Here is a 1,235-nt window from a genome sequence, read left to right on the forward strand (position 1 = left end):
TCCTGCGACAGGGGTGCCGTCATCACCAGCCTCGCTGCTTCATCAGCAGCGTCGAATCAGAACCTGCGAGGCCGTGCAAGCCTGAAGTGCTCTAGGTTCATCTCGCCATCTGACCCAGCCTCCCGCTGGACCGGTGCTGAGGGCGGCCTCGCCTACTTCGCCTACGAGACCAACCTCCTGATCGACCTCGACCACGCGGTCATCGTCGATGTCGAACCGACCACCGCGATCCGGCAGGCCGAGGTAGCTGTCGCCAAGCGGATGATCGAGCGCACGGGCGAGCGCTTTGACCTCTACCCGGCACGCCTGGTCGCCGACAGCGGCTATGGATCGGCCGACATGCTGGGCTGGTTGGTCTATGAGCAGGGGATCGAGCCTTATGTCAGCGTGTTCGACAAGTCACGCCGCCGGGACGGAACCTTCCAGCGCAGCGGCTTCACCTTCGACCAGGCAGGGGACGCCTACTTCTGCCCCGCCGGGAAGATGCTGGCCACCAACGGCAGGCTGGTGAACGAGGAGACGACGCTGCTCTACCGGGCGAGCACCTACGACTGCCAGGCCTGTGAGCTGAAGGCGAAGTGCTGCCCCAACGCGCCCGCCCGCAAGATCCCTCGATCAAAGTTCGAGGGCGCCCGCGACATGGCCCGCGGGATTATGGACAGCAGGGACGGTCGTGCATCCAAGCGCCAGCGCAAGAAAGTCGAGATGCTGTTCGCGCACCTCAAACGCATCCTGAAGCTCGACCGGCTCCGACTACGAGGGCCAAACGGTGCCCGTGACGAGTTCCACCTGGCCGCCACCGCCCAGAACCTCAGGAAGATGGCCAAGCTGATCCCGATGCCAGTACCAGCCCCCGCCTGAGAGGGCCGGGAGCGCCCCATCCACAGCCAGATTGGAATCCAGGGAGGCCATGCCCTTGTCGATACCGTCCGACTTCTTCAACAGAATAGGCCAAAAGCGGTCTTTGCTTTTGCTGCGTGAAGGAACTCAGGCGGCAGCCCTCTACGCCAACCACTCCCTCAGCTTGGACCATCTGCGTCGCGTGTTCCGGTTCTTCACGGCGATGCCGAGGGCGCGTCGTTGCCCGACGAGCACGACCAGCCTCTTGCCGCGGGTGACGCCGGTGTAGAGGAGGTTCCTGGCCAGCATGGCGTAGTGCTGGGTGGTGAGGGGGATGACCACGGCCGGGTACTCGGAGCCTTGCGCCTTGTGGATGGTGGTGGCGTAGGCCAGCA

2 protein-coding genes are annotated in these 1,235 nt (G+C 64.5%); one reads left to right on the forward strand and one right to left on the reverse strand.

From position 1 onward, the window contains the following. A partial coding sequence (locus BO39_RS29440; protein ID WP_211257622.1) for a transposase occupies positions 1-861 on the forward strand: 861 nt, incomplete at its 5' end. A gap of 141 nt (positions 862-1,002) precedes the next feature. Here BO39_RS29440 and BO39_RS29445 read toward each other — a convergent pair. Then, a partial coding sequence (locus BO39_RS29445) for an ATP-binding domain-containing protein (protein ID WP_043840440.1) occupies positions 1,003-1,235 on the reverse strand: 233 nt, incomplete at its 5' end.

The sequence above is a fragment of the Roseomonas aerilata DSM 19363 genome (assembly GCF_000711725.1).
GTDB lineage: Bacteria > Pseudomonadota > Alphaproteobacteria > Acetobacterales > Acetobacteraceae > Roseomonas > Roseomonas aerilata.